Annotated in this window: 25 protein-coding genes and 1 pseudogene; 10 read left to right on the forward strand and 16 right to left on the reverse strand. The window is 66.9% G+C overall.

Annotated features, from left to right (window positions below):
• Positions 1-42 precede the first annotated feature (42 nt).
• Together CCA01S_RS00105 and trxA are read left to right on the forward strand one after the other, a co-directional pair.
• Positions 43-1,335: an NCS2 family permease gene (locus CCA01S_RS00105; protein WP_066452553.1), complete on the forward strand. Its 1,293-nt coding sequence runs from the start codon at positions 43-45 to the stop codon at positions 1,333-1,335.
• Between the two features lie 171 nt (positions 1,336-1,506).
• Complete coding sequence (gene trxA, locus CCA01S_RS00110; protein WP_066452554.1) at positions 1,507-1,887, forward strand: thioredoxin; 381 nt, start codon at positions 1,507-1,509, stop codon at positions 1,885-1,887.
• A gap of 151 nt (positions 1,888-2,038) precedes the next feature.
• Here the strand turns inward: trxA and CCA01S_RS00115 are convergent, their stop codons facing one another.
• The 6 genes and pseudogenes from CCA01S_RS00115 to CCA01S_RS00135 all read right to left on the reverse strand — a co-directional run bounded on the left by CCA01S_RS00115 (position 2,039) and on the right by CCA01S_RS00135 (position 9,335).
• Positions 2,039-2,647 (reverse strand): IMPACT family protein, encoded by a 609-nt coding sequence (locus CCA01S_RS00115; RefSeq protein ID WP_066452555.1) that lies wholly within the window; start codon positions 2,645-2,647, stop codon positions 2,039-2,041.
• 8 nt (positions 2,648-2,655) lie between these two features.
• A complete protein-coding gene (locus tag CCA01S_RS00120) occupies positions 2,656-4,257 on the reverse strand; it encodes an ABC-F family ATPase (RefSeq protein WP_066452557.1) in 1,602 nt (533 codons plus the stop codon).
• A gap of 180 nt (positions 4,258-4,437) precedes the next feature.
• Positions 4,438-5,493 (reverse strand): LD-carboxypeptidase, encoded by a 1,056-nt coding sequence (locus CCA01S_RS15915; RefSeq protein ID WP_373278664.1) that lies wholly within the window; start codon positions 5,491-5,493, stop codon positions 4,438-4,440.
• Positions 5,494-5,589: 96 nt separating this feature from the next.
• Positions 5,590-6,168: pseudogene (gene tadA / locus CCA01S_RS15920) on the reverse strand (tRNA adenosine(34) deaminase TadA); the annotation flags it as partial.
• A gap of 12 nt (positions 6,169-6,180) precedes the next feature.
• Positions 6,181-7,692 (reverse strand): bifunctional ADP-dependent NAD(P)H-hydrate dehydratase/NAD(P)H-hydrate epimerase, encoded by a 1,512-nt coding sequence (locus CCA01S_RS00130; protein WP_066452558.1) that lies wholly within the window; start codon positions 7,690-7,692, stop codon positions 6,181-6,183.
• Positions 7,689-9,335 (reverse strand): acyl-CoA synthetase, encoded by a 1,647-nt coding sequence (locus CCA01S_RS00135; RefSeq protein ID WP_066452561.1) that lies wholly within the window; start codon positions 9,333-9,335, stop codon positions 7,689-7,691. Before CCA01S_RS00135 ends, CCA01S_RS00130 begins: the two co-directional genes overlap by 4 nt.
• A gap of 173 nt (positions 9,336-9,508) precedes the next feature.
• Between CCA01S_RS00135 and CCA01S_RS00140 the strand changes: the two genes are divergently transcribed.
• Positions 9,509-10,306: a YggS family pyridoxal phosphate-dependent enzyme gene (locus tag CCA01S_RS00140; RefSeq protein ID WP_066452563.1), complete on the forward strand. Its 798-nt coding sequence runs from the start codon at positions 9,509-9,511 to the stop codon at positions 10,304-10,306.
• 234 nt (positions 10,307-10,540) lie between these two features.
• On the forward strand, positions 10,541-11,032 hold the full coding sequence (locus tag CCA01S_RS00145) for a Spy/CpxP family protein refolding chaperone (protein ID WP_066452568.1): 492 nt from the start codon (positions 10,541-10,543) through the stop codon (positions 11,030-11,032).
• A gap of 199 nt (positions 11,033-11,231) precedes the next feature.
• Here CCA01S_RS00145 and CCA01S_RS00150 read toward each other — a convergent pair whose 3' ends face one another.
• Positions 11,232-11,741: a C40 family peptidase gene (locus CCA01S_RS00150; RefSeq protein ID WP_232304920.1), complete on the reverse strand. Its 510-nt coding sequence runs from the start codon at positions 11,739-11,741 to the stop codon at positions 11,232-11,234.
• Between the two features lie 86 nt (positions 11,742-11,827).
• Here CCA01S_RS00150 and CCA01S_RS00155 point away from each other — a divergent pair, with 86 nt between their 5' ends.
• Both CCA01S_RS00155 and CCA01S_RS00160 read left to right on the forward strand, forming a co-directional pair.
• Positions 11,828-12,202, forward strand: a complete 375-nt coding sequence (locus tag CCA01S_RS00155) for a c-type cytochrome (RefSeq protein ID WP_066452570.1) — start codon at positions 11,828-11,830, stop codon at positions 12,200-12,202.
• Positions 12,138-13,010, forward strand: coding sequence for a c-type cytochrome (locus CCA01S_RS00160; protein ID WP_066452573.1), 873 nt, complete (start codon positions 12,138-12,140; stop codon positions 13,008-13,010). The genes CCA01S_RS00155 and CCA01S_RS00160 overlap by 65 nt, the downstream gene beginning before the upstream one ends.
• Before the next feature lie 90 nt (positions 13,011-13,100).
• Here the strand turns inward: CCA01S_RS00160 and CCA01S_RS00165 are convergent, their stop codons facing one another.
• On the reverse strand, positions 13,101-13,787 hold the full coding sequence (locus tag CCA01S_RS00165; RefSeq protein ID WP_066452578.1) for a response regulator: 687 nt from the start codon (positions 13,785-13,787) through the stop codon (positions 13,101-13,103).
• 12 nt (positions 13,788-13,799) lie between these two features.
• The gene (locus CCA01S_RS00170) at positions 13,800-15,179 is read right to left on the reverse strand and encodes an ATP-binding protein (RefSeq protein WP_084386251.1); all 1,380 of its coding nucleotides are present in this window, start codon (positions 15,177-15,179) and stop codon (positions 13,800-13,802) included.
• A gap of 64 nt (positions 15,180-15,243) precedes the next feature.
• Between CCA01S_RS00170 and CCA01S_RS00175 the strand changes: the two genes are divergently transcribed.
• Both CCA01S_RS00175 and CCA01S_RS00180 read left to right on the forward strand, forming a co-directional pair.
• Entirely contained in the window at positions 15,244-16,191 is a 948-nt protein-coding gene (locus CCA01S_RS00175) for an ABC transporter ATP-binding protein (RefSeq protein WP_066452581.1), read from the forward strand.
• Positions 16,188-16,949 carry an ABC transporter permease gene (locus CCA01S_RS00180; RefSeq protein ID WP_066452582.1) on the forward strand — a complete coding sequence of 254 codons (762 nt, stop codon included), beginning with the start codon at positions 16,188-16,190 and terminating at the stop codon, positions 16,947-16,949. Before CCA01S_RS00175 ends, CCA01S_RS00180 begins: the two co-directional genes overlap by 4 nt.
• A 15-nt stretch (positions 16,950-16,964) precedes the next feature.
• On the opposite strand, the gene CCA01S_RS00185 is transcribed toward CCA01S_RS00180, so the two are convergent.
• The 4 genes from CCA01S_RS00185 to CCA01S_RS00200 all read right to left on the reverse strand — a co-directional run bounded on the left by CCA01S_RS00185 (position 16,965) and on the right by CCA01S_RS00200 (position 21,267).
• A complete protein-coding gene (locus tag CCA01S_RS00185) occupies positions 16,965-18,092 on the reverse strand; it encodes an aminotransferase class V-fold PLP-dependent enzyme (RefSeq protein ID WP_066452583.1) in 1,128 nt (375 codons plus the stop codon).
• 52 nt (positions 18,093-18,144) lie between these two features.
• Positions 18,145-18,915 carry a class I SAM-dependent methyltransferase gene (locus CCA01S_RS00190; protein ID WP_066452584.1) on the reverse strand — a complete coding sequence of 257 codons (771 nt, stop codon included), beginning with the start codon at positions 18,913-18,915 and terminating at the stop codon, positions 18,145-18,147.
• A 66-nt stretch (positions 18,916-18,981) separates the two neighbouring features.
• Positions 18,982-20,163, reverse strand: coding sequence for a beta-ketothiolase BktB (gene bktB, locus CCA01S_RS00195; RefSeq protein ID WP_066452585.1), 1,182 nt, complete (start codon positions 20,161-20,163; stop codon positions 18,982-18,984).
• A 135-nt stretch (positions 20,164-20,298) separates the two neighbouring features.
• Positions 20,299-21,267, reverse strand: a complete 969-nt coding sequence (locus CCA01S_RS00200) for a chemotaxis protein (protein ID WP_066452586.1) — start codon at positions 21,265-21,267, stop codon at positions 20,299-20,301.
• Positions 21,268-21,811: 544 nt separating this feature from the next.
• On the opposite strand from CCA01S_RS00200, the gene CCA01S_RS15795 reads away from it, so the two are divergent.
• Positions 21,812-21,979: a hypothetical protein gene (locus CCA01S_RS15795; RefSeq protein WP_180984201.1), complete on the forward strand. Its 168-nt coding sequence runs from the start codon at positions 21,812-21,814 to the stop codon at positions 21,977-21,979.
• A complete protein-coding gene (locus CCA01S_RS00205) occupies positions 21,976-23,433 on the forward strand; it encodes a cytosine permease (protein WP_066452587.1) in 1,458 nt (485 codons plus the stop codon). The genes CCA01S_RS15795 and CCA01S_RS00205 overlap by 4 nt, the downstream gene beginning before the upstream one ends.
• Here CCA01S_RS00205 and speG read toward each other — a convergent pair.
• From speG to CCA01S_RS00220, 3 genes are read right to left on the reverse strand one after another with little or no spacing between them, the layout of a single operon-like run.
• Complete coding sequence (gene speG, locus CCA01S_RS00210; RefSeq protein WP_066452588.1) at positions 23,427-23,987, reverse strand: spermidine N1-acetyltransferase; 561 nt, start codon at positions 23,985-23,987, stop codon at positions 23,427-23,429. The two genes, CCA01S_RS00205 and speG, sit on opposite strands and share 7 nt — an antisense overlap.
• A 1-nt stretch (position 23,988) precedes the next feature.
• Positions 23,989-24,810: a thioesterase family protein gene (locus CCA01S_RS00215; protein WP_066452589.1), complete on the reverse strand. Its 822-nt coding sequence runs from the start codon at positions 24,808-24,810 to the stop codon at positions 23,989-23,991.
• A 44-nt stretch (positions 24,811-24,854) separates the two neighbouring features.
• Positions 24,855-26,549, reverse strand: a complete 1,695-nt coding sequence (locus CCA01S_RS00220) for a SulP family inorganic anion transporter (RefSeq protein WP_066452595.1) — start codon at positions 26,547-26,549, stop codon at positions 24,855-24,857.
• Positions 26,550-26,576: the final 27 nt, after the last annotated feature.

The following is a 26,576-nucleotide window of genomic DNA, read 5'->3' on the forward strand; positions in this document are numbered from 1 at the left end:
CAGTCAATAACAGTAACAGCATCCATCCTTGGGGATACAACCATGCTCGAACAGCTTTTCAAGCTCAGAGAACACGAGACCAATGCCCGCACCGAACTACTGGCGGGCATCACGACGTTTCTCACGATGTCCTACATCGTCTTCGTCAACCCCGACATCCTGTCGAGCACGGGCATGGATCACGGCTCGGTCTTCGTGGCCACTTGCCTGGCCGCCGCGCTGGGCTCGCTCATCATGGCCTTCGTGGCCAACTGGCCCATCGGCATGGCGCCGGGCATGGGGCTGAACGCCTTCTTCGCCTTCACGGTCGTGGCGCAGATGGGCTACACCTGGCAGCAAGCGCTGGGGGCTGTGTTCATCTCGGGCGTGGTGTTCGTCATCCTCACGGTCACGGGTGCGCGTGAATGGCTGGTGGCGGGCATCCCGCCCTCGCTGCGCGCCGCCATCGCGGCGGGTATCGGCCTGTTCCTGGGCATCATCGCCCTGAAGACGGCGGGCATCGTCGTCCCCAACAAGGCCACCATGGTGGGCCTGGGCGACCTCACCCATGCCACCACGCTGTTTGCCATCCTGGGCTTTTTCATCATCGCGGCGCTGGGGGCCTTGCGCATCAAGGGGGCCATCCTCATCGGCATCCTGGCCATCACGCTGCTGGCGGTGGTCACGGGCTACACCGAATACCGCGGCATCGTCTCCATGCCGCCCAGCCTCGATCCCACTTTCTTCAAGCTGGACATCGCCGGGGTGCTGAGCACAGGTTTTTTCCACATCATCCTGGTCTTCGTGCTGGTTGAAGTGTTCGACGCCACCGGCACCATGATCGGCATCGCCACCCGCGCCGGGCTGGTCAGCCCCAACAACCCGGGCCGCCTGGGCCGCGCACTGCTGTCCGACAGCTGCGCCATCGTGGCGGGCTCGATGCTGGGCACCAGCAGCACCACGGCCTACGTCGAAAGCGCCTCGGGGGTGCAGGCCGGGGGCCGCACCGGTCTCACCGCGCTGGTGATCGCCGTGCTCTTTCTGCTGGCGCTCTTTCTGTCGCCGCTGGCCGGCATCGTGCCCGCCTACGCCACGGCCCCCGCCCTGCTGTACGTGGCCTGCCTGATGCTGCGCGAGCTGGTATCGGTCGACTGGGAAGACATCACCGAATCGGTGCCCGCCGCCATCGCCGCCGTGGCCATGCCGCTCACCTACTCCATCGCCAACGGCCTCGCCTTTGGCTTCATCAGCTACACCGTCATCAAGGTACTGTCGGGGCGTGCCCGCGAAATTCACCCGGCCACGCTGCTGGTCGCCGTGCTGTTCGTCATCAAATACACGCTGTTCCCCGAATAAGCGGCGACGTTCGCCACGTCAACCGGCGGGCGCCCGACAGTGCCCGCCGCACCTCGCCGCCCCGCTGAAAAGATTGGAGACAAGCGGCACTTGCAAGCACGGTACACTGCCCCCATCTGCACTTCATCACGGCAGGCATCTCCTGCCCGTCGTCAACCGACCGGAGTCCACATGAGCATCATCGAACTCACCCAGGAAACCTTCCAGGAAGCCACCAAAGCCGAACAACCCCTCATCATCGACCTCTGGGCGCCGTGGTGCGGCCCCTGCCGCCAGTTTGCCCCCACCTTCGAAGCCGCCGCCGAAAAACACGCCGACGTCACCTTCGCCAAGATCAACACCGAAGAACAGCAAGAGCTCGCAGGCGCGCTGGGCATCCGCTCCATCCCCACACTCATGGTGTTCCGCGAAAACGTGCTGCTGTTTCAGCAGGCTGGCGCCCTGGCCGCTTCGCAGCTCGAAGAGCTGATCACGCAGGTCAAGGCGGTGGACATGGCGCAGGTGCACGCCCAGATCGCCGAACAGGAAAAGGCGTCGTCCACGACGCACTAGACCAAGCCGTTGCCCTGGCAGCCCCACAGAGGGCTGCGCGCGCATCAAGGCCCGGATACGCGCCAGCGCCCGGGCCTTTATTCATGGTCGATGTATTCCGGCTGGCGCCAAGGCACACCAACAGGGGCACCGATGGCACCACCGGCGGGGGTCAGCGCGGCTGGCCTCCCGCATCGGCAGACACCTGCCAGCTGCCCTGACCGCGCGTCTGGTCGATGTACAAGGATTCCAGCGCCGCCGCCTCGGCTTTGGCCACGGCCAGCGTCCAGATGACGCCCTGCGCGTCAAACTCGGCGGCCTCGATACGCGCGCCGGCCGCCAGCAAACGCGCCTGCACGCGATCCAGCTCGGGGTACGGACAGGTGCAGCGCACCTGGCACTCGTCACGCAGCTCGGTCTTGTCGGCCAGGCGCAGGCATTCCGCCGCCGTGCCGCCATAGGCGCGCGCCAGCCCGCCCGTGCCCAGCTTGATACCGCCAAACCAGCGGATCACCAGCACCGCCACACGATCGCAGTCCTGCGATTGAATCGCCTGCAGGATGGGGCGCCCCGCAGTGCCGCCCGGCTCGCCATCGTCGCTGAAACGGTATTGATCGCCCACTTGCCAGGCCCAGCAATTGTGCGTGGCCTGCGGATCGCGGTGCCCGTCGAGAAAGGCCTGCGCCGCAGCGGGGCCGTCCACGGGTGCCGCCAGGGCGAGAAAGCGGCTCTTGCGGATGTCCGCCTCGTGGCGCGCCGGGCCGGTGAGCGTGCGGGCCAACGCCAGGCCTAGACCTCGATGCCCTGCGAGGACAGATATTCTTCGTAGGTGCCCGGGTAATCGTTGAGACGGCCATCGGGCAGGATCTCGATGACGCGCGTCGCCACGCCGGAGACGAACTGGCGGTCGTGCGAGACGAACACCAGGGTGCCGGGATATTGCTCAAGCGCATACTGCAGCGACTCGATGGATTCCATGTCCAGGTGGTTGGTGGGCTCGTCCATCAGCATGACGTTGTGGCGCCCCAGCATCAGGCGGCCAAAGCTCATGCGGTTTTTCTCGCCCCCGGACAGCACGCGCACGGCCTTGGTGATCTCGTCGCCCGAAAACAGCAGGCGCCCCAGCACCGAGCGGATCGACTGGTCTTCGTCACCCGGCTGGCGGTAGTCGGTCATCCAGTCGAACAGGTCGCGGTCGGAGTCGAACTGATCGGAGACGTCTTGCGCCATGTAGCCGATGTCGGCGTTTTCCGACCAGCGCACCGCGCCGTCGTCGGGCGGCAGCTTGCCGGCCAGCATGCGCAGCAGCGTGGTCTTGCCCACCCCGTTGGCGCCGATGATGGCGACTTTCTGCCCGGCCTCGATCATGGTGGACAGACCCTGGATGATGGGCCGGTCGAAGGCCTTGGACAGGTCTTCGATGTGTACGGCCTGGCGGTGCAGCACCTTGTTGACCTCGAAGCGGATGTAGGGGTTTTGCCGCGACGATGGCTTGACCTGTACAGTTTCGGACTTGATGCGGTCGATCTGCTTCAGGCGCGAGGTGGCCTGGCGCGACTTGGACTTGTTGGCGGCAAAGCGGCGCACAAAGTCTTGCAGCTCGGTGACGCGATCTTTGGCGCGCGCATTGGCCGCCAGCTGACGCTCGCGTGCCTGGGTGGAAGCCAGCATGTAGTCGTCATAATTGCCTGGATAGACCCGCAGCTCGCCGTAGTCGAGGTCGGCCATGTGGGTGCAGACCTGGTTGAGAAAGTGACGGTCGTGGCTGATGATGATCATGGTGCTGTCGTACCCATTGAGCACGGTTTCCAGCCAGCGGATGGTGTTGATGTCGAGGTTGTTGGTAGGCTCGTCGAGCAGCAGCACGTCGGGGTTGGAAAACAGGGCCTGGGCCAGCAGCACGCGCAGTTTCCAGCCCGGCGCGATCTCGCGCATCAGCAGCTGGTGCTGCTCGACCGGGATTTCCAGCCCCAGCAACAGTTCGCCCGCGCGCGCCTCGGCGGTGTAGCCGTCGTATTCGGCAAACTTGCCTTCGAGCTCGGCCGCCCGCATGTAATCGTCTTCGGTGGCCTCAGGGTTGGCATAGATGGCGTCACGATCGGCCATGGTCTGCCACATCTCGACGTGCCCCATCATCACCACGTCCAGTACGCGCACGTCCTCGAAGGCGAACTGATCCTGGCGCAACTTGCCCAGCCGCAGGCCCGGCTCGAGCGCCACGTTGCCCGAGGTGGCTTCGAGATCGCCGCCGATGATCTTCATCAGGGTGGATTTGCCCGAACCGTTGGCGCCGATGAGGCCATAGCGGTTGCCATCGCCGAATTTGACGCTGACGTTTTCAAAAAGGGGTTTGCTGCCGAACTGGATGGTGAGGTTGTTAGTGGAGATCACGGTGGGGGATGTGGGGGAAAAGTGGTGAGAAAACAATCTGTTAGTTTAGCAGAGAGCGCATCCCAAGCTGGGCGCGGGCCGCCTGCCCGCCATTGTTGGCGGCAGCGCCCCCGCTCGCCGCTTCGCACGCGGGCTCGATCCTGCCCTGAACCCGGCCGCGCGTGCTTCGACGCGCATGCCTCAGTGCGTATGTTCTTGCAGCACCAGGTGCGCCATGCCGTCTTCGGTGGCGATGCCCACCTGGGCACCCACCGGCAAGGTGGCCTTGACGCGCACGTGGCCGTAGGGCAGGCCGGTGATCACCGGCACCTTGATGGTGGCGCGCAGCCAGCGCACCACGGCGGCCAGGTCATAGCCATTGTCGTGGGGCGCCAGCCGATAATCGGTGAACTGCCCCAGGACGATGGCACGCTGCCGGGCGAGCACGCCCGCATGCCACAGTTGCGTGAGCATGCGTTCGATGCGAAACGGGTGCTCGGCGATGTCTTCGAGAAACAGAATGCCGCCGTCGATGTCCGGCAGGTAGGGCGTGCCCACCAGAGACGCCACCATGGCAAGATTGCCGCCCCACAGAATGCCGCGCGCGTCCACCGCATCGGCATCGGGCGATTCGAAGCTGAGGATTTCGAGTTCGCCTGACAGGGTTTCTTGAAACAGGGCCTGGGTGAGGTCGTCCACCTTCTTGCCGCCGAAATCGTACAGCGCGGTGGGGCCGGCCAGGCTGACGGCCCCGGTGCGCGCCAGCAAGGCCAGGCTGAAGGCGGTGAAATCGCTTTGGCCGATGAACGTCTTGCCGCTGTCGGCCACGGCCTGCCAGTCGATGGCGGGCAGCAGGCGGCTCAGGCCGTAGCCGCCGCGTGTCGCCATCACCACGGGGTGCTTCTGCTTGAGCGCGCGCGCGATGCTCGCCAGGCGCTGCTTGTCGGTGCCGGCAAAACGCTCGTGCACCGCGCAGGCGGTGCGATCCACGGCCACCTTGTAGCCCATGCCCTTGAGGCGCTGCACGGCAAGGTCGAGCACGGCGGGATCGGCCACGGCGCCCGAGGGCGAAAAGAGATAAATGCCCGACGGAACCTCGTGGTGATGATGATGCGTATCCCCGTCCGGGCAGGCCCAGTGGGTATGGGCAGCGTGGGGGCCATGACCCCGGGCGCCCTCGCCCGCAGCGGGGCCCTGGCGGGCGGCCGAGGCTCCGCCGGAGCCCGCCGCGAGGTGCGCATCCACGACAGGCGGCATCGCGTCGATCGGGGCTTCTGTGGCTTTTTTCTGCGTGCTTTTCTGAGTGCTCATGGTGGCGTGATCTTCACTGACGGTGGATGGCGTTTTCGCGCGGCGCGCGGCGGCGCGGCGCGTCTGGAAAAAGTGGCGCAGCAGGGCCGCGCCTTCGGCGGCGCGGACGCCGCCCTGGATGAGCGCGTGGTGATTGAGCCGCGGCTGTGCGCCGAGATCGACCACGCCACCGCACGCGCCGGTCTTGGGGTCGGCGGCGCCAAAGGTGATCTGCGCCAGGCGCGCGTGGAACATGGCCCCCAGGCACATGGCGCAAGGTTCGAGCGTGACGTACAGGCGCGCGCCGGTGAGCCGGTAGTTGTTCAGCCGCCGGGCGGCCTGGCGCAAGGCCACGATCTCGGCGTGGGCCGTGGGGTCTTGATCCAGGATGGTGCGGTTGTGGCCGCTTGCCAGCAGGTGGCCCGCGGCATCCAGCACGACGGCGCCCACCGGCACCTCGCCCAGCTCGGCGGCCTGGCGCGCCTGCGCCAGCGCCAGCGCCATGGCGGCAGCGTCATCCAGAACAGCCGACCCATCGGGCGCGCGCCCCCCCTCGCCCGTCGGACACGCGAGCGCATCGATCCGTGGGGCCGTCGAGGGTGAGTCTGGTGCGTCGATAGTGAAGGTGGGTGCCTGCGGCAAGACCTGCCCCTGTTACCTGGACAATGAGGAAGACGCCGACGGATCGTCCGTCAGCCGTGCGAGCGATTCTAGCGCCCCAGGCAGCGCCGCGGGCAAATCTTCGGCCAACAGACCCAGCCCCAGGCGATCGGCCGCCAGGCCGTGCAGCCAGACGGCAGCGCAAGCGGCCTCGAAAGCCGACATGCCAGCGGCCAGCAGCCCCACCAGGCAGCCGCTGAGCACGTCGCCCGAACCGGCGGTGGCCAGGCTGGGTGGGGCGTTGTCATTGATGACGCAGCGCCCGTCGGGTGCTGCGATCACGGTGTCGGCGCCCTTGAGCACCACCACGGCGCCGCTGCGCCGCGCGGCGCCCCGCGCCCGGCCAAGCTTGTCGCCCGCCAGGGAAAACAGGCGGGCGAATTCGCCCTCGTGCGGCGTGAGCACGCATCCTGCGTGCAGGGCATCGAGCAAGGTATCAGGCTGCGCGGCGAACACGCTCAGGGCATCAGCGTCCAGGACGCAGGGCCGCCGGGTGGCCAGCACGGCCAGCACCTGCGCGCGCGCCGCAGGCTGCCGCCCCAGGCCTGGGCCGATGAGCACCGCATTGCGCCGTGGGTCGGCCAGGGCCGCGTCCAGCTGCCCACCTGCACCCAGGGCCTCGACCAGCACCGACGTGAGCGCCCCCGCCTGGATGGCCCAGACCGACGACGGTACGGCCAGGGTGACCAGGCCCGCCGCCGTACGAGCCGCCGCCAGGCAGGCCAGGCGGCTGGCGCCAAGCATCTGCGCGCCACCGACGACCAGCGCGTGCCCCCGGCGGTATTTGTGGTCGCCCGTGCGCGGCCAGGGAAACCCAGCCTGCCACAGCTGCGGATCGTTGGCCCACACCCGCGCGCCCAGCGGCTCTAGCACTGCGGCCGGAATGCCAATATCGGCGCACTGCAGCTCACCGCACAGCACGCGCCCCGGCAGCAGCAGATGGCCGGGCTTGCGGCGAAAGAAAGTGACCGTCAGTTGCGCTTGCAGCGCCACGCCGGGACATTGGCCGTTGGCGCCGTCCAGGCCTGTGGGCACGTCGATGGCGCACACCGGCAGGCCCGAGGCATTGATGGCCTCGATCAGCGCGGCCAGGCCCTGCGCGGGGGCGCGGCTCAGGCCCGCTCCCAGCAAGCCGTCCACCACCAGCTCGGCCCCGGCCAGCGCCGCGGCACCCGCCACTTCGATGGGCCCCGCCCAGGCGGCAGCCGCGCACGCCGCCGCATCGCGCAGCGCCTCGCGCGAACCCAGAAGCGCCACGCGCACGGGCCAGTGCGCGGCCCGCAGCAGCCGCGCGGCCACGAAACCGTCGCCACCATTGTTGCCCGGGCCGCACAGCACCAGGACGGGGCGGGCGCTCCAGCGCCGCATCACCGCCTCGGCCACGGCGCGGCCCGCGGCCTCCATGAGGCGTGCAACGGAAATCCCGGCGCTTGCGGCGGCACGATCCGCCGCGCCCATCTGGGCCGGGCTGAGCAGCACGTGGGCCAGGTCGCCGGGCGCCGTCATGCCGGGCGGGCCGCCCGCTGGCGCAGCTCGAATTTCTGGATCTTGCCAGTGGAGGTCTTGGGCAGCTCGCCGAACACCACCATGCGCGGCACCTTGTAGCCCGCCAGATGCTGCTTGCAATGGGCAATGATGTCTTCCACCGTGACGCGCGCATCCGCCTTGAGCTCGACGAAGGCGCACGGGGTTTCGCCCCAGCGTTCGTCCGGGCGGGCCACCACGGCGGCGGCCAGCACCGCCGGATGGCGGTACAGCACGTCTTCGACCTCGATGGAGGAAATGTTCTCGCCACCGGAGATGATGATGTCCTTGGAGCGATCCTTGATCTTGATGTAGCCGTCGGGGTCAACCACGGCCAGATCGCCGCTGTGAAACCAGCCCCCCGCGAAGGCTTCGTCGGTGGCGGCGGGATTCTTCAGGTAGCCCTTCATGCAGATGTTGCCCTGAAACATGATCTCGCCCATCGTCTGCCCATCGTGCGGCACCGGCTGCAGGGTGGCCGGATCGAGCACGTCGGCGGCGCGCTCGAGGTGGTAGCGCACCCCCTGGCGTGCATTGAGGCGGGCGCGCTCGCCAATGTCGAGAGCGTCCCAGTCGGCATGCTTGGCGCAGACCGTGGCGGGGCCGTAGACCTCGGTGAGGCCGTAGACGTGCGTGAGGTCGATGCCCAGGGATTCCATGCCTTCGATCATCGACGCGGGCGGCGCAGCCCCCGCCACCATGGCGCTGATGCCCGCCGGAATGCGCTCGCGCAGGGCCTGCGGCGCGTTGACCAGCATGCTCTGGACGATAGGCGCGCCACAGTAGTGCGTCACCCCATGCTCGACCATGCGCTCGACCATGGCGGCGGCCTCGACACGCCGCAGGCAGACATTGACCCCGGCCCGGGCGGCGACCGTCCAGGGAAAGCACCAGCCGTTACAGTGGAACATGGGCAGCGTCCAGAGATAGACCGAGTGCTTGGGCATGTCCCATTCGAGGATGTTGGAAACGGCGTTGATAGCCGCCCCGCGATGGTGGTAGACCACCCCCTTGGGGTTGCCGGTGGTGCCGCTGGTGTAGTTCAGGGAAATCGCGTCCCATTCGGATTCGGGCAGCAGCCAGGCGGCATCGGGGTCGCCCTGCGCCAGCCAGGCTTCGTAGTCGAGCGTGCCGATGGCCTCGCCCGGCCCATCGTACAGGGGGTCGTTGACGTCCACCACCAGCAAGGGCTCGGTGCGCTTGCGCAAGCCCAGCGCCTCGCGCATCACGCGGGAAAACTCGCGATCGACGATGACCACGCGGGCCTCGCCGTGATCGAGCATGAAGGCCAGTGTCGCGGCGTCCAGCCGCGTGTTCAAGGTGTTGACGACGGCCCCGCTCATGGGAATGCCAAAGTGCGCCTCGACCATGGCCGGGATGTTGGGCAGCATGACCGCGACCGTGTCGCCGCGCCGGACGCCGACGCGGGTCAAGGCGCTGGCCAGGCGCCGACAGCGTTGATACAGTTCGAGCCAGGTATGGCGGATGGCGCCCGCCCCCAGGCCATGCACCACGGCCAGCCGCCGCGGATACACATCCGCCGCACGCTCCAGGTACAGCAGCGGCGTCAAGGGCGCAAAATTGGCGGACGTCTGAGGCAGGTTCTGGTCGAATATCGAGGTCATGGATGTCTCCGTTCATGCGTTCAGCCATTTTAGCGAGCCGCCGCCGCAACGGGCGCCCTTGCGCGCGCGATCGTCTGCGCGCGCGCAAATGCGCGGGTGGCCGCCCGCGCGGCAGGGGCCGACTATTGGGGTTATCCTAAAACATACTTTCACTGCAAGATTCGAGGCTGTCCATGAGTGCTGTCCCCCCAAGCCGACCGGCTTACCACACCGCGTCCTCCCAGACGGAAATCGAGGCCAACCTGGCCGACATCCGCCAGCGCATCGAGGCCGCCTGCCAGCGCGCCGGGCGCGACCCCGCCGAGGTGCGGCTGCTGCCCGTCAGCAAGACGGTGGACGAGTCGCGCATCCGCATGGCCTATGCGGCGGGCTGTCGGCTGCTGGGTGAAAACAAGGTGCAAGAGGCCTACGGCAAATGGGAACAAATGGCCGACCTCACCGACCTGCACTGGGCTGTCATCGGCCACCTGCAGACCAACAAGGCCAAGTTCGTCGCCCGCTTCGCGCAAGAATTCCAGGCGCTCGACAACCTGCGCGTGGCCGAGGCCCTGGATCGACGCCTGCAGGAAGAAGGCCGCAGCCTCGACGTCTTTGTGCAGGTGAACACCTCGCACGAAGACAGCAAGTTCGGCCTGGCGCCCGACCAGGTGCTCGACTTCGCCCGCGCCCTGCCCGCCTACAGCGCGCTCAAGGTGCGCGGCCTCATGACGCTGGCGCTGTTCTCATCCGACGAGAACCACGTGCGCCCCTGCTTCGTCACGCTGCGCACGCTGCGCGAGCGGCTGCGCCAGGACGCCCCCCAGGGCGCGGACTTCGCCGAGCTGTCCATGGGCATGTCGGGCGACTTTGAATGGGCCATCGAAGAAGGCGCCACCACGGTGCGGGTGGGCCAGGCCATTTTCGGTTCGCGCGCGCTGCCCGACAGCTACTACTGGCCCGAAGGCGCCAGCGGCGAGGCGGCACGCGGCTGACGGCCCCAACGTCCCGTCCGGCCGATGCGCGTCCTTGAATCCGCTGCCTGCGCAGCCCGCGCCGCGTTGCGAACCCGGGCAGCGGCCCGACCCGGCGCGCGGGTCGTTCAAGCGCCCGCCCCGTGCGGGCTGCTCATTTTTTTCATAATTCGTTCATCATTGCGCCGCACTGTCTCTTTAATCTGTGTCCATGGCCGCACCACCGGGGTGCGGCGCCACTGAAAAGGACGCACCATGACATTCATGCCCACCCGCACGCTCTCCACCCTGGCCCTGGCCGCCGCCATCGTCGCCGCGCCGCTGGCCGCCTCGGCCGCCAATACAGGCCCGGCCGACGGCGGCGCCCGCCACTTCCAGAAAACCGGCCACGCCTGGGGCCATCACGGTGACGGCTGGCTGCGCGGGCTCGACCTGACGCAAGCCCAGCAAGACCAGATTTTCAAAATTCGCCACGACCAGGAACAAGCGGTCTACGACCAGAAGAAGGCCGCCAAGGAAGCCATGCGCTCGCTGCGCGAACTGGGCCAGGCCGACACCTTCGATCCGGCCAAGGCCAAGCAGGCCGCTGACGCCCTGGGCCAGGCCCAAGGCCAGCTCGCCCTGCTGCGCGCCCAGACGCAGTCGCAAATTCGCGCCGTGCTCACGCCCGATCAGCGCCAGAAGCTCGCCGAGCGCCACACCCGGCACATGGGCGACAAGGGGGGCAAAGGCGGCATGAAATCGTAATCAGACGGGCCGGCAGGCCGGATCAAACGGCCCGCCGGCCCGGTTTCGCCGTACGCCGCCCAGGCCGCTGCTCACGTTCCAGGCAGTCGCAACCACGGACACGCGCACCGCATCCGCGACATCCACTACATCCACTCCATCCGTCAGCACCCAAGAGCCCCTGTCCGGGGCTCTTTCGCTGTCTGCTCCAAGCACCTTTTCAGCGGGCAAACAAAGTGCCCACGGACTGGAAATGCCGCCGGTAATACGGGCTGTCCAGGGCGTCGAGGCGCACCTGTCCGCCCGTGGACGGCGCGTTGATGAAGCGCCCGCCGCCCACGTAGATGCCCATGTGCGAATTGGGCTGCCCCAGGGTGTTGAAGAAGACCAGATCGCCGGGCTGGAGGTCGCGGCGCGCGATCGGCTGGCTCAGGCGGGCGATCTGATCGGTGCTGTGCGGCAGCGGGGTGTGTGCAGCCGTTGCAAACACGTATTTCACCAGCCCGCTGCAGTCGAAGCCCTGGGCCGGACGCGCGCTGCCGTAGCGGTATTGTGTGTCGAGCAGGCTGAGCGCGGTCATGACCACTTCCGCGCGCTGCGCCGGATCGATGGGCTTGACCATCATGGCCGACCGGCGCCCGCCGGACGGCCCCCCGGCGCAAGCCACCAACAGACCACACAGCAGGGCGACGCCCGCCGCCCGCGCGCGGCGCCCCCAGACTGGTGGCACCGGCCCGTTGGCATCCTTAATAGCTGAAATAACCATGCTTATAATGTTGAGATATATCAACAATCGATTCATGTTCAGGAAGAGGAATGATGACTATCGGTACGCGAGGCTCGCGCCTGGCCTGGGTTCCTGTGTTTGCAGGGTGCCTCAGTTTGTCCGCACTGTCCAGCGCGCACGCGGACACCCTGCTCGATCAGGGCAAGCAAATCTATACCCAGGGGGCCAACGGCGCCCCCGCCTGCATCGCCTGCCACGGCGCCCAGGGCGAAGGCTCGGCGGCGGCCAATTTTCCGTATCTGGCCGGCCAGGGCGCGGACTACCTGCGCGAGCAGCTGGCCGCGCTGGCCGACGGGACGCGCCAGAGCGCCGTCATGAAACCCATTGCGTCGGCGCTCGATGACGCGCAGCGCCAGGCCCGCCGTCCCGCAATTCACGCCGCCGCCCGCCAACGCCCTGCCTGAAGGCCCCTTCGGCGAAGCCGTTCTGCGCGGCCAGGACATTTTCCTGCACACGGCGAAATTCGCCTCGCAATACGTCGGCAACTCGCTGAACTGCGCCAGCTGCCACATGGACGCCGGCCGCCAGGGCAATGCTTCGCCCATGTGGGCGGCCTACGTGCTGTACCCCGCCTACCGGGCCAAGAACGGCCACGTCAACACGCTGGCCGAGCGCCTGCAGGGCTGTTTCCAGTTCAGCATGAACGGCAAGATGCCGCCCGCCGACAGCCAGACCATCGTCGATCTGGAAAGCTATATGTACTGGATGGCCAAGGGCGCCCCGACGGGTGTCAAGCTCGTCGGCCAGGGCTTCCCGGCGCTCGACAAACCCGCGCAAGAGCCGACATACGTGCGCGGCGGGCAGGTGTTCGAACAACACTGCGCCCTGTGCCACGGCGCACAGGGCCAGGGGCAGCACGACGCCACCGGCAAGATGGTGTTCCCCGCGCTGTGGGGCGATGATTCGTTCAACTGGGGCGCGGGCATGCACTCCATCAGCACGGCGGCGGCGTTCATTCACGCCAACATGCCACTGAGCCAGGGCGAGACCCTGACGGTGCAGGAGGCCTGGGACGTCGCTTACTTCATGAACGCGCACGAACGCCCGCAAGACCCCCGCCACGCGGGCGACCTGCAAGCCACGATCAAGGCGCACCATGGTGGCAAGAACGACCTGTACGGCCAGAAGGTCAATGGCGTCGTGCTGGGAGCAAACTCCACGCCCGCCGGCGGACGACTGACGGGCCACAACCCCGGCGTGGCCCAGCCGTAACACGGCCCGGCGCGCATGTGGGCCCGCCGCCCAAGCGGGCCCGCACGGCACACGTCCCCGGCCCCACGCAACACCGCCGGGCCGGGACGCTCAACTGGCCGCGGCGTCCAAGTCCAGCCGATATCCCACCCCATACACCGAGCGAATCAGCTCGCCTTCGGGGCGGATGGCCGCCAGTTTGCGGCGCAAGTTCTTGATGTGGCTGTCCACCGTGCGGTCGGTGACGACCCGGTGATCGTCGTACAGGCCATCGAGCACCTGGTCGCGCGAGAAAATGCGGCCCGGCTGGCTGGCCAGCAGGCTGAGCAGACGGAATTCGACGGGCGTGAGATCGAGCAGCACGCCATCGAGGCGCGCCTGCCAGGCGTCGGCCACGATCTGCAGACCCGTCGCCGGGTCGGCCACAGGATCGGCGCGCCCTTCGGCGCGGCGCAGCACGGCACGCACGCGGGCCACCACTTCGCGCGGGCTGTAAGGCTTGCAGATGTAGTCGTCCGCCCCCAGTTCCAGCCCCAGCAGGCGGTCGATTTCTTCGGTGCGCGCCGTGACCATGATGACCGGAATGCGGGTCTGCGCGCGGATGTCGCGGCAAATGTCCAGCCCATCGCGCCCGGGCAGCATGAGATCGAGCAACACCAGCGCGGGCTGCCACTGCTGCACGGCGTCCATGACCAGCAGGCCATCGGCCACGCAGCGCACCTCGTAGCTGGCCGCTTCGAGATACGTCTGCAGCACCTGAGCCAGCTTGGGCTCGTCTTCAACCACCAGAACCTTCATCGTTCACCCTGCTCAAAGTGTGCTGGCGGCGTCTGTCGGCCAGCGGATGCGAATGGCCAGCCCGCCCAGGTCGGAGGCGGCCGCCGTGATCTGACCGCCGTGGGCCTGGACGATGCTGCGGCAAATGGCCAGCCCCAGCCCGGCCCCGCCGTGCTGGCGACTGCGCGAGGCCTCCGCACGATACAGGCGGTCGAACAGCCGCGGCAGCTGCTCGGGCGCCACGCCCGGCGCCGTATCGGCGACGTCGAGCTCGATGGCCTGGCGCGTGCGATGCGCCCGCACCCGGACGCGTCCCGGGCTGTCGGTGTAGCGCAGGCTGTTTTCCAACAGATTGCTCACCAGCTGCAGCAGACGCCGCTGGTCGCCCTGCATCACCAAGCGCTCTTCGGCCTGCAGGTCGATGGCGATGCCGCGACGCTGGAAGCGATCTTGTACGGCATCGACCGCCTGGGCCACCAGCACACCCAGATCGACCGGCTGCATATGATAGTTGAGCGCCCCGGCATCGGCCAGGGACAGGTCGTACAGGTCGTCGATCAACTGACTGAGCTGGCTGACCTCGTGCGCCAGCGACCCCAGGGCATTGCCATCGAGCGGGCGCAGACCGTCTTGCAAGGCCTCGATCTCGCCACGCAGCACCGCCAGCGGCGTGCGCAGCTCGTGGGAGACGTCGGCCATCAGCTCGCGGCGCCACTGCTCGTGGCGTTCAAGGCTATGAGCCAGGCGGTTGAAATCCCGCGCCAGGCGGCCCAGCTCGTCGGGCGCGCCTACCCGCACGCGGGTCCGGTAATGGCCTTCGGCGAGCCGGTGGGTAGCCTGCGCCATGCGCCGCACGGGCACCAGCAGCACGCGCGCCAGCAGCAGGCTGACGAGCGCCGCCAGCAGCACCGAGAGGCTGACGATCACCCAGGTGGCCCGCAGCTGCCGCGCCTGAAACTGGCGGTCGATCTCGTCGTTGATGACGTGCGCCATCGGCGGCAAGGTGTACAGCCAGCCGACCACCTGCCCATCGGCGCGCACAGGCATGCGGCGCAGGCTGGGCGACGGCGGCAGCTTTGGCCCGGCCAGCCAGTCGCCCTGGGCATCGGCCAGCATGACCCGCAGGGGCGGCTCGTCGTGCTCGCGCCCGTCCGGCAGGTCACGGCGCGACAGGCGCAGGCTGCGCCACCAGCGGTCGCGCCGATCCGACAGAAACTGCCAGCCCTGCGCCTCGAGGTAATCCGCGGCCAGCAGCTGGGCCAGGGTGTCCAGGCGCTGCTGCTCGCGCTCTTGCACGTAGTCGTCAAAACCGCTGTCGAAACTGAAGCGCACGGCGGTGCCCATGGCGAGGGCCACCACGATGCAGCTTGCCAGAATGGCCAGGAACAACTTGAATGTAATACTGGAACGCAACTATGCTTCTCCATCCGCGACGTTCATCCCGGCCTGCCACGGGCACGGCCCCACCGAGAAACCCATGACAGACACCGCAGGCGATACCGATCCGGTCATTGCCATCCACAAGCTTAGCAAAACCTACGCCACTGGCCACCAGGCCCTGCGCGACGTCAGCCTGGACATCCGGGCCGGCGAAATCTTCGCCCTGCTGGGCCCCAACGGGGCGGGCAAGACCACGCTTATCAGCATCGTCTGCGGCCTGGTCAACCCCAGCGGCGGCAGCGTGCGGGTGGCGGGCCACGACATCGTACGCGACTACCGGGCCGCCCGCTCGGCCATCGGCCTGGTGCCGCAGGAACTCACCACCGACGCCTTTGAAACCGTCTGGGATACGGTCAGTTTCACCCGGGGGCTGTTCGGCCTGGCGCCCTCACCCACCACCATCGAACGCATCTTGCGCGCCCTGTCGCTCTGGGACAAGCGCAACAGCATGCTCATCACCCTGTCGGGCGGCATGAAGCGACGCGTCATGATCGCCAAGGCCCTGTCGCACGAACCCAGCGTCCTGTTTCTGGACGAACCCACGGCGGGCGTGGACGTCGCCCTGCGCAAGGACATGTGGGCGCTCGTGCGCAGTCTGCGCGCCGAAGGCGTCACCGTCATCCTCACCACGCACTATATCGAAGAGGCCGAAGAAATGGCCGACCGCATCGGCATCATCAATCACGGCCAACTGCTGCTGGTCGAAGAAAAATCCGCGCTCATGCGCAAGCTGGGACAAAAGTACCTCACCCTGCACCTGCGCGAACCCCTGTCCCGGGTGCCCGACGCCCTGGCCGCCTGGGCGCTCGAAGCGGGCGGCGACCCGCATACGCTGCGCTATCGCTATGCCTCGCCGCAAGCGGGGGCGGACGTACCGGCCCTGCTGGCCGCCCTGCAGGCCTGTGGCCTGGGCATCGCCGACCTCGAAACCGAGCAGCGCTCGCTGGAGGACATCTTCGTCGATCTCATCGGGAGGCCCGCATGAACTGGCGCGCCCTATACGCCATCTACCGCTTCGAGATGGCCCGCACCCGGCGTACCCTGATGCAAAGCATCGTGGCGCCGGTGATTTCCACCTCGCTGTATTTCGTGGTCTTCGGCACGGCCATCGGCTCGCGCATCCAGCACGTGGGCGACGTGAGCTACGGCGCGTTCATCGTGCCCGGCCTCATCATGCTGTCGCTGCTCACCCACAGCGTCTCGAACGCGGCCTTCGGCATTTATTTTCCGAAGTTCACCCGCACCATCTACGAGATCATGTCGGCCCCGGTCTCGTACGTCGAGATCCTGTTGGGCTACGTGGGGGCGGCCGCCACCAAGTCCATCATCCTGGGCATCATCATCCTGGCCACGGCAGCGCTGTTCGTGCCGCTGCGCATCGACCATCCCGCCGCCATGCTGGCCTTCATGGTGCTGACGGCGTTCACCTTCAGCTTGCTGGGGTTCATCATCGGCATCTGGGCCGACAACTTTGAAAAACTGCAGTTCGTGCCGCTGCTCATCATCACCCCACTGACCTTCCTGGGGGGCAGTTTTTATTCCATCGACATGCTGCCGCCCTTCTGGCAGACCGTGACGCTCTTCAACCCGGTGGTGTACCTGGTAAGCGGCTTTCGCTGGAGCTTCTTTGGCCTGGCCGACGTCAACGTCGGCCTGAGCCTGGGCATGACCGCCCTGTTTCTCGCACTGTGCCTGGCCATCGTGGCCTGGATTTTCCGCACGGGCTACCGTCTGCGCCCGTGAAGCCCGCGACCGGGACTACTGCATGCGATCAAGCGCCTGGGCCAGCGTCTGCACCGTGCGCTCGACGTGGTTGAGCTTGTCGAGCCCGAACAGACCCAGACGGAAGGTCTTGAAGCCTTCGGGTTCGTCGCAGGCCAGCGGCACGCCGGCGGCGGCCTGCAGGCCGGCTTCGGCAAACTTGCGCGTGGACTGGATGCCGTCGTCGGTGGTGTAGCTGACCACCACGCCCGGGGCCTCGAAGCCGGGCGCCGCCACGCTCTTGAAACCGCGCTCGCGCAAGAGCTTGCGCACGGCGTCGCCCAGTTGCTGCTGCTCGGCCTTGACGCGCTCGTAGCCATAGGTGTGCGTCTCAGCCATGACGTTGCGCAGCACCGTGAGCGAATCGGTGGGCAGGGTCGTGTAATAGGCGTGCCCGCCTTTTTCGTAGGCTTCCATGATGCCCAACCACTTGCGCAGGTCGCAGGCAAAGCTGGTGCTTTGCGTGGTTTCGATGTGCTTGCGGGCCGCTTCACCCAGCATCACCAGGCCGCAGCAAGCCGACGAGGTCCAGCCCTTTTGCGGCGCCGAGATCAGCACGTCGACGTGCACGTCTTGCATATTGACCCAGATGGTGCCCGAGGCGATGCAGTCGAGCACGAACAGGCCGCCTTCGGCGTGCACGGCATCGGCTACTTGGCGAATGTAGTCGTTGGGCAGCATGATGCCCGACGCGGTTTCGACGTGGGCCGCGAAGACTACCTCGGGCTTGAATTCTTTGACGGCGGCGATGACTTCTTCAACCGGCGGCGGTGCGAAAAAGGGCTGGTTGCCGGATTCGATGGGGCGCGCCTTGAGCACCCGTTCTTGCGCGGGGATGTGCCCGGTCTCGAAGATTTGCGACCAGCGATAGCTGAACCAGCCGTTGCGGATGACCAGCACGCGCTTGCCCGTGGCAAATTGCCGGGCCACGGCCTCCATGCCGAAGGTGCCGCTGCCCGGAATGACGATGGCGGAATGCGCCCCATACACCGACTTCAGCGTCTTGGAAATGTCGCGCATCACACCCTGAAACGACTGGGACATGTGATTCAGGGCGCGGTCGGTATAGACCACGGAGTATTCGAGCAGACCATCGGGGTCAACCTGAGGAAGCAAGCCTGGCATAGTGTTCTCCGGTTTGAGGATGCCCCGATTGTAGACCACCCGGAATCGGGCTCTACAGCTGCGCCAAAAGCGCGCGCGCCCAGCGCCGCGCGGGCAGCCCGGTGCGCTGTTCGAGTTCGGCGGCCCGATCGAGCAGCGTGCGCGCCGAGACGTCGAGCACCGGCCCTTTGAACGCCAGCGCGACGGTATTGCCTTCGTCGATTTCGGGCAGGCACAGCACCTTGCCATTGAAGGCGGCACGGATGCCTTGCAGATTGTGCTCGAAGCTGGCGTGCTGACCAAACAGATTGACCGCCATGACGCCCGGTTCGTCAAGCACGCGAAAGCAGTCCCGGTAGAACGCCGGTTCATCGCACACCGGCCCTTGCGCCTGGCTGTCGTACAGATCGACCATCAGTGCGCGATAGCGCCCTGCCGCGTCGGGCCGCGCCACCCAGTCGCGCGCGTCGGCGTGGTCGATATGCGAGCGGGCGCTGCCCGGCAGGCGAAAAAAGGCCCGGCACATGGCCGTGACCGCCGGGTTGCGCTCGACCGTCTCGATCTGCGCGCGCGTGTGGCGCAGGCTGAAGCGCAGCAAAGACCCCGCCCCCAACCCGAGAATACCCAGCGTGTCGCGCATGCCGGGGCGCACGAACAGCAGCCAGGCCATCATCTGCTGGGTGTACGCCAGCACCAGTTCGGAGGGCCGCGCCGTGCGCATGGCCCCTTGAATCCACTCGGAATTGAAATGCAGATAGCGCACCCCGTCCTCTTCGGACAGGGTGGGGATGTCGGCCTCGATGTCGGCCTCTCGTTGGTGTCGGGCGGTACGCTGGCGTGCCATGTCGTCGATCCGAAGTCTGGGCGGGAGCGCTGGGCCGGACACGACGCGGCGCCCCCCCGCCGAAGGTTAAAGCCGCTCGAAGATGGCGGCGATGCCCTGTCCGCCACCGATGCACATCGTCACCAGGGCATGGCGCCCCTGCACGCGCTCGAGCTCGTGCAAGGCCTTGACCGTGATGAGCGCCCCCGTGGCGCCGATGGGGTGCCCCAGGCTGATGCCGCTGCCGTTGGGGTTGACCTTGGCCGGATCGAAGCCCAGCTCGCGCGACACGGCGCACGCCTGGGCGGCAAAGGCCTCGTTGGCCTCGATGACGTCGATCTGGTCGAGCGTCAGGCCCGCACGCTGCAAGGCGCTGCGTGTCGCGGGCACCGGGCCGATACCCATGTATGCGGGGTCAACCCCCGCGTGGCCGTACGACACCAGGCGCGCCATGGGCTTGAGCCCTCGCGCCTGGGCCGCCTTGGCGCTCATGAGCAGCACGGCGGCGGCACCGTCGTTCAAGCCCGAAGCATTGCCCGCCGTGACCGTGCCGTTTTCCTTGGCGAACACGGGTTTCAGCTTGCTGAAGCTCTCGAGGCTGGCGTCGAAGCGCACGTGCTCGTCCTGCTCGAACACCACGTCGCCCTTGCGCGTCTGGCGCACCACAGGCACGATCTGCCCCTTGAAGTAGCCCTGCTCGATGGCGCGGGCGGCGCGGCGGTGCGATTCCAGCGCCAGCGCGTCCTGGTCTTCACGGCTGATGCCGTATTTCTTGGCCACGTTCTCGGCCGTGACGCCCATGTGATACTTCTCGAAGGGGCAGGACAAGGCCCCGGTCATCATGTCCACCAGACGCGAATCGCCCATGCGCGAGCCCCAGCGCTGCCCCACGGCCAGGTACGGCGCGCGGCTCATGCTCTCGGCTCCGGCGCCGATGGCCACTTCGACATCACCCAGCAGGATGCTTTGCGCCGCCGACACGATGGCCTGCAGGCCCGATCCGCACAGGCGGTTGACGTTGAATGCCGGGGTGGCCTGCGGGATGCCCGCCTGGATGCTGGCCACGCGCGACAGATACATGTCACGCGGCTCGGTGTTGATCACGTGGCCGAAAACCACGTGCCCCACGGCGTCCGGCGCCACGTCCGCCCGCTCGAGCACGGTGCGCACGACCAGCTCGCCCAGGTCGCAGGGCGCAACGTCTTTGAGCGAACCGCCAAAGTCGCCAACCGCCGTGCGGCATGCCTGTACAACGACTACCTCTTCCATGGTGAAGCCTCCTGTAGGTGCTGCATTGCAACATATGATTCAGCGAGCATAGTAGCGTACTGCGCGCCCACAAGCACAGGCCCCGCGGCCAGAAGGGCGCGGGGCCTGCGTCGGCAACGGAAACGCGAGCCAGGCCTAGGCCTGACGGGCAAGCACCTTGCGCAGGGTGTCGGCAAGCTCTTCCGCCGAAAACTTGGCCACGTAGCCGTCCGCGCCCACGCTGCGCACGTGGTCTTCGTTGGCCGAACCGGAAAGGGATGAATGGATCACCACGGGCAAGGCACGCATGCGCGCATCCTGCTTGATGTTGCGCGTGAGCGTGAAGCCGTCCATTTCGGGCATTTCGAGGTCGGTGAGCATGAGGCTGACCTTATCGAGAATGGTCTTGCCCTCGGCCTCGGCGGCGGCCTTCAGGACATTGAGGCGATCCCAAGCCTCGCGTCCGGACTTGACCATCTCGTAGGGCAGTTTCATTGCCTTGAGCGCCTGTTCGAGCAGCGCGCGGGCCACGAAGGAGTCGTCGGCCACCAGCACGATCGTGCCCGGTTTGAGGACGATTTCGTCGCCCACCTGCTTGGCATCGACCTGGTGGCGGTCTTTTTCCGGCGTGACCATCTGCAAGATGGCTTCGACGTCGAGCACCTGAGCCAGGCGCGTATTGTCGGCGCTGTCGTCGAGCTTGGCCATGCTGCTGACCAGGCTTTGCGAGGTGCCGCTGGATTCGGCGGAAATGACGTCGTTCCAGTCGAGGCGCACGATATCGTCCACGGATTCAACCGTGAAGGCCTGCGTGGTGCGGCCAAATTCGGTGACCAGCATCAGCGTGGGCGGATTGTCGAGCTTGTTGCCGACGATGCCAGGCAGATCGAAGACGGGAATCACCTGATCGCGCAGCTGCACCACCCCGAGGGAAAATTTGGGGGCGCCGGCCACCGCGGTGACCGTGGGCATGGTGACGATCTCGCGCACCTTGAGCACGTTGATGCCATAGAGTTCGGACTGCCCGGAACCGACGTTCGTCCCCAGGCGAAACAGGAGAAGCTCGAACCGATTGGTGCCGGTGAGACTGGAACGATCATCCACGACATTCTGGCTGGGACTCATGAGAAACCTTTGGTGATATCAGGGGGCTGAAAGGTGCAGTGTAAAGGAAAGTGTCTTGCGCCAATTGATCTAACTCACCGGCAGCACGGGGCCTATTTGACCGTGTCGGGCAGGAAGGCCGTCCGCGCCGAGCCGCCCCACAGCGCGGTGCACGCCGCGCCGGGCGCTTGACAGCGCACGCTCGATCCTGCATTTTAATTAGGTTTACCAGACGCCCCGACCGGGCGCTCTGGTTCCCGCCCTGATCGGCGACGGGCCGCTTGCGCCGGGTTCAAACAACCCGCAAGAGCGGCCCCGGGGTTCGTTCCCGACAAACCCGTTGCGCGGCAACGAGTGGCGTCTGCGCAGACGCCGCAGGCCGATCACGGGGCCATCCGGCCCCGACGGACGGGGCTGGCTGGCGCCAGCCCGGCGCATGCTGCCATGCCAGCGGCGCTGTCCGATTTCACCCTCTGGTGTGTCGTTGCACCTGCGGCGAGGATGTCGTCAAGACGTTCTCCTGGCTTGCCCGTGCTGTTCGACGCCCACGTCAAAAGGAGAATCCATGCAACAAGCAGAACACACCATCGACGCCCAATTGATGCAACGCCTGAAGCTTGCCAGCCAACGCCAGAACATGGGCGAAGACCTGACGCGGCAGGACTATGCCTGGCTGCTGGCCGTGACGGTTCTCGCCCCTGCCCTGATGATGGTCGCGGGGTGGTATCTATGATCGGGGCGGCAACCCCCGCCACGACCCAAGGCGCCGGACAGGATGCCTGGCCCGCCCTGCCCCACGAACGCAACTGGGGCGTCCTGGCCCTCTTTGGCAATGCCGCCGCCACGGGCGTGGCCACCTGGGTCTACATCATCGGCGGCTTCGTCTCGTTTTATCTGTCCGCCGGCCCCGGCATCCTGGTGATTCTGGCCGGCGGCCTGGCCGGCATGCTGCTGATCGCCCTGGCCCTGCTGCCGGTCACCGGGCGCCATGGTGTCGACTCGGCCACCAGCACCATCCCTCAGCTGGGCACGCGCGGCGCCTGGTATTCCGTGTTCCTGATGTTCGTCACCATGGCGGGCTGGAACTGCCTGCTGCTGATCTTCCTGGGCCGCGCGGTCGCGGAAATCGTGATCTCCCTGGGCTGGGCGGATGCCAGCGCCCGGGAAGCCCTCATCATCGGCTTCTCGCTCATCGGCGCCCTCGCGGTCTGGCTGCTGCTCTGGCGCGGCCCCAGCGCCCTGCAAAGCGCCGGCCCCATCATCTCCATCACGGTCGTCGTGCTGGGCCTGTACATTCTTTACCTGCTCGTGAAGCACGTGGGCTGGGCGCATCTGCTGCGGGCGCAGCCCTCCGAGCCCTCGCCCGACCGCGCCTGGAACTACGCCACGGGCTTCGAGGTGCTGGTCGTCGCCAGCATCGGCTGGTGGCCGTATGTGGGCGGGCTTGTACGCCTGGTGCCCAGCGCGCGCAAGGCGCTGTGGCCCACCGTGGGCGGGCTCGGGCTGCCGTTGTCCGTCATCTCGATCGTGGGCTTTTTCTCGGGCCTGGCTTTTCCGCAATCGGGTGGCGACCCCACCGTCTTCCTCGTCAATCTGGGCGGCTACTGGGGCGGCATCACGGCGCTCTTGTTCATCGTGCTGGCCAACGTCGGCACCGTGATGGTGGGCGCCTACGTCAGCGCCATCGGGCTCAAGCGCATTCCGGTCGTGCAGGCGCGTTGCGGCTGGCGCTTGACGACCTTTCTGGCGCTTGCGCCAGTCTTCGTGATCGTGGTCACCATGCCCGGGCTGTTCTTCGACAACTTCGGCACCTTCCTCGCCTTCGTCGGCGTGTCGTTCGCGCCCATGTGCGGCATCCAGATCGCCGATTACTACTGCCTGCGCCGTCATCGCGGCGGCGTGGATGTCAAGGCGATGTTCATCACCGGGCCCGGCACCCGATACCACTTCTGGGGCGGCATCAACCCCGCCGGGTTTCTGGGGATTGCCGCCGGGTTCGTCGCATACCTGTACCTGCTCGACCCGCTCACCTACGCGTCGCACTTCCCCTACCAATACGTCTCGGCAAGCTTTCCTTCGGCGTTGGTAGCTGGTCTGGTCTATCTGCTGATCACCCGCTATTTTGTGCTGCCCAGTGGCCGGGGCGGATATGCGCCAGTGAAACCGGCCGTGGCCCAGGGTCAATAAGCCGCGTTTTCCGTCTGCTTGGGCGATTTGGGCCGGTGCTGCTTGAGGTAGTCTTGTTGAAACAGGCGCATGCGCATCACGCTGCGATATTCGCCGTTGACGAAGAATTCGTCTTTCAGCTCGCCCTCGGCCTCGAAGCCCAGCTTGTTGTAGATGTGGATGGCCTTGTGGTTCTCTTTATCGACAATAAGATAGATTTTGTACAGGTTGAGCACCTTGAAACCGTATTCCAGCGCCATGCGGGTGGCTCGGGCCGCCAGGCCCTTGCCCTGGAACTCGGGGGCGATGATGATCTGGAATTCGGTGCGGCGGTGCACGTGGTCGATTTCGACCAGTTCGACCAGGCCGGCGTTTTCGCCTTCGCACTGCACGATGAAGCGCCGCTCGCTTTGGTCGTGCACGTGCTGATCGTAGAGCGACTGCAGTTCGGTGAAGGTGGCGTAGGGTTCTTCAAACCAATAGCGCATCACGCTGGCATTGTTGTCCAGCTGATGCACGAAGCGCAGATCTTCGCGTTCCAGCGGCCTGAGCTTGATATTGAGCGCAACCGGCATGTCACGCCCCCTGGCGCAAGCGCACTGTCAGGCTTTGCGCGGCCGTGCCCACCGGCCCGTGGATGTCGCTCAGCACGGAAAACGTCTCGCCCAACCCCGTCGGCCCGAAGCTGACGCGGGTGTCGAAACCCACCCAGCCGGCCTGAGGTTGGCGCGTGAGGTGGATGGTGAGATCGACGTTGGCGAAGAACACACGCTCGGGGTGCTCGCGCACCACCAGGCCGTTGGCGGTATCGACCAGCTTGACGAAGCTGGCCACGGGCGGGTCGGCCTCGCCCGCCACCAGCGGGCAGTGCGTGCGTAGCCAGCTGTGGCCGCGCCCTGGCTGCGCCTCGGCGCTGCGGCGCCCTTCGAGACTGGCAATGAACCCCCCGTTCCAGACAGAGGAAAACGTCAGCGGCGGCACTGCGTCGGGCGGTGGCAGGACGGGCCATTCGTTGCCCTGCACGGGGCTGGTGTCGCTTGCCTGCAGGCGCCAGACGCGTGCGTGGATGCTGGTCTGTTCACCGTGGCGCATGCGCGCCTCGACGAGTTCGATCGAGCGGCCCGGGCGCACCACCTCGACCTCGATGGAAAAGGGGCCCGAATGAATGACCCCCAGCACGTCGAAGGACACCCGGGAGATCAGTTTGTCGCTGGGCAGGCGCCGTTCGATCTCGGCCAGCACCAGCCCCGCAGCGGGTGCCAGGTGTTGTTCTCCGGGCTGCCAGGCGCCCTGGGAATGCAGGGTGGACATGAATTGATGTTCGCCGCGACGCACGTAAAAGGCGTCGGGATAGTCGTCGTCCTCGTGACCGAGGTGCAGGTTCTGTGCGATAGGCATGCGGCAAGTATAGAGGGCCTGCCCGGCGATTGCCAAAGGCGGGTTTACGCCCGCTGGCGACGCACCGTCGCCCGGGCCTCGGGCACGCTGCGGCGGAACCGCGCACCGGTCTGCCGGATGCCGTGCGCCAGCAAGGTGCGCCGGACGGCCCGGGTCGCGGCCGCCAGATAGACCCGCGCGCCACGACGGCCCGCCTTGTCGGCAAAACCCTGGATGGTTGCTGCGCCGGTCGAATCCAGCAGCGAGACGGCGGACAAGTCAATGACGTACGCACCCGGTTGGTCTCCGATGCGGTCGAGCGCGGCTTCGACGGCCGACGTGGCCCCGAAGAAAAACGCCCCGGTCACCCGGATGACGGCCATGTCCGGGTCGCTGGCATCGGCCAGCGCCGCCCCGTCGGGCATGCTGTCCGCGGTGGCGTCCGGCGCGTCTTCTTCGACTCGCGGGCCGATATGGTCGACTTCTACCGCCTGCGCCATGCGGTGCAAAAACAGCAGCGCGCTCAAGGCAAAGCCGATGAGAATGCCTTCGCTGAGGTCGCGGAAGACGACCAGCAGGAAGGTGACCAGCAGCACTACCGCGTCGCCCCAGGAGGCGCGCAGCAGCAGCGCGAAAGCGTGCTTTTCGACCATGTTCCAGGCCACGATCGTCAACACCCCGGCCAGCGCCGCCAGCGGGATATAGGACGCGGCGGGCGCAGCCACCAGCACGAAGAGCAGCAGAAACACCGAATGCAGCATGCCGGAGATGGGGCCGCGGGCGCCCGAGCGCACGTTGGTGGCCGTACGCGCGATGTTGCCGGTGACGCAGATGCCGCCAAACAGCGGCGACGCGATGTTAGCCAGCCCCTGGGCGACCAGTTCGCAGTTGGAGCGGTGCCGCCGCCCGGTCATGGAATCGGCCACCACGGCTGACAGCAGGCTTTCGATGCAGCCCAGCAAGGTGAAGGACAAGGCGCTGGGCAGCACGGCCATCACCTTGGCGTAGCTGATCTCGGGCAGCTGCGGCCAGGGCAGCGCCTGGGGAATGCCGCCGAACTGGGTGCCGATGGTGGCCACGGGCAGCTTGAACCAGGCCGCGCCGACGGCAGCCACCGCCACCGCGATCAGGAAGGCGGGCCAGTGCGGGCGGTACTTGCGCAGCGCCACGATGATGGCCAGCGTGACGCCCGCCACGAGCATGGCCACGGGGCTGGCCGTGGGCAGCGCACCCGCCATGGCCTGCAGCTTGGGTAGCAGCGGCCCGGGCTCGTGCGCGAGCTGCAGGCCGAAAAGATCCTTGATCTGGCTGGCAAAGATGATGACCGCGATGCCCGCCGTGAACCCCACGGTGACGGGATAGGGAATGTACTTGATGAAGGTGCCCAGCCGCAGCAGACCGATGGCGGACAGCATCAAGCCCGAGAGCAAGGTGGCCAGCAAGACACCTTGCACGCCATGCTGCGCCACCGTGGCGGCCACCAGCACGATGAAGGCGCCCGCCGGCCCGCCGATCTGGAAGCGCGTGCCGCCCAGGGCGGAGACGATGAAGCCGCCGATGATCGAGGCGTAGAGCCCCCGGTCGGGCGTGACCCCGGATGCGATGGCGATCGCCATGGACAGCGGCAAGGCCACGATGGCGACCGTCAGCCCCGACAGGGCATCGGCCTTGAGCCCCGTCAGGCCGTAGCCCTGCTTCAGGACAGTGACGATCTTCGGCGTGTACAGCTCGCGGAAACCAGGTTTTGCGGTGGCAACCATGTCGGGGACGATCCTTGCATCCGCCGC

Origin of the sequence: Castellaniella caeni NBRC 101664, assembly GCF_001592225.1 — a bacterium.
Lineage (GTDB): Bacteria > Pseudomonadota > Gammaproteobacteria > Burkholderiales > Burkholderiaceae_B > Castellaniella > Castellaniella caeni.